The organism is Cupriavidus sp. 8B (assembly GCF_054589115.1).
Map to the genome: position 1 here is coordinate 1 of NZ_BAAILO010000466.1, position 1,632 is coordinate 1,632.

At 64.3% G+C, this 1,632-nt stretch carries 2 protein-coding genes; both read left to right on the forward strand.

Annotated elements, in window-relative coordinates:
• Positions 1-543, forward strand: a 543-nt coding sequence (locus ACYP5B_RS44545; RefSeq protein WP_459573847.1) for a DUF4400 domain-containing protein, incomplete at its 5' end; no start/stop codon positions are given.
• 77 nt (positions 544-620) lie between these two features.
• Positions 621-1,508, forward strand: a complete 888-nt coding sequence (locus ACYP5B_RS44550) for an ATPase (RefSeq protein WP_459573848.1) — start codon at positions 621-623, stop codon at positions 1,506-1,508.
• Positions 1,509-1,632: the final 124 nt, after the last annotated feature.

Here is a 1,632-nt window from a genome sequence, read left to right on the forward strand (position 1 = left end):
CCCGTGCTGCCCGATGACAGGCACTTCGAGATCGATGCCGCTGAGCAGGCTTCGGTCGAATCCGTGTTCGGGGAAAACCGGGCCAACGATCTAGCCAGCCGCGCCAACGACCGGTTCCGCGCCTGGTTTGTCGACTCGGGAGCGATACGCCGCTCCTATGCCGGTTCCGCCAACCAGACCCTGGTCAGCGATGGGGGCACAGCGGGCGTCGCCTCGCACTGGATGCGGCACCTCTGGATGGAACTGTATCGCGCGATCTATCGGGCCACAGTCGCAGGCAATTGGGTGTGGGGCACGCTCTTCTTCATGGCAGCCATGCTCAATGATGGCGCGGTGCAGCGCCGCATCCGGGCCGCCGCGGCGGGGGTCGCCAGTCCCGTGGGTTTCCACCTCGCGGCGCACGGCTTGCTGGTCACGTTTGGCGTTAGCGGCTCAGCCTTGCTTATGCCTATGTCGCTGCCCGCCGCCGTTTGGACGGGCGCGGCCGTCTGCATCGGTGCCCTCGCCTGGCGGCTTACCGCCACCTTCCATTCGAACCGGTAGCCGCACTCCCATTACCCACAACGCAACCATTCAACGCGGATCGCCCAACCTTGGGGGTCCATTCAGGAGAGAACAGCATGACCACCAACACTGACACCGCCGTTGTCGCCACACTGGACGACGCGCCACTCGCCGCAGCAACCGATACCCTGGCGGCAAGCGGCCCGACGATCGAGCTGGCCCACATGGCTCCCGGCACCGGCACCGGCATCACCGACGGCGCGGACGACGGTTCGCTCGAACGCGAACTGCAAGAAATGGATGCGGCGGCCGAGACGCTGCGCAAGGAGGGCTTGATCTCGTTGGAGGAGGCTGCTGAGAAGAAAGCCGAGGTCGACAACACCCGCAAGCGCTTTCGCGAACTGAAGCCAGAGGACCGCGCCGCGATCATTCGCCGCCGCCGCGAAATCGGCGTCCAGATTCTGACCCGCCAACTGGCCGGCGCCGCGGTCGTGCCGGTCGCCATCAAGCTCAACCACACCCGCCTGCGCCCGTTGTTTGAACAATGGTGGCCGTTCATGAACCGCATGAGCATCAACCTGCAGCGCTTTGGCAGCGCCACCTATGCCAAGGCCGAGCTGGCCGCCGTGGAAGAGTACTTCGAGCGCGCCCTATCGCGCATGGAGGACTACGTCGACGAGCAGTTGCGCGTCGCCGAAGCGCTGCGCACGCAGCGCGAAGCAGAGATGCGAGCGAAGAACGACATTGTGTTTGAGCCGACGGTCACGCTGCCATCGTTGAGCCTCACGGTCGAGGCCTATTCTCGCTTCTCGATGCGCGTGCTGGGCGTGCTGGCCAAGTTCGACCGCACGATGGATCAGTTCGACTTCATGGTGTGGAATGGCATTCGCGACCAGACCGACATCAACGACGAGGTGGCACGCTTCCTGCGCAGCTTCCACCCGCTCGGCCTGCGCAGCTACACGACCCACCTGAAGCTGATGACCACAGTGCGCGGCGTCTGAACGTTACGTGCCGCCCCTCTCATCCCGGGGGCGGCATCCCTCCCGAAACACCGACCGATTGACAGGCTAAACCATATGGACTTGACGAACGCCAGGGTGGAATTCCAGACCGACTTCAATTCGT

Bases quoted from the DNA above. Each gene is read 5' to 3' on its own strand.
- ACYP5B_RS44550 (WP_459573848.1), top strand. From the start codon at position 621: ATGACCACCAACACTGACACCGCCGTTGTCGCCACACTGGACGACGCG.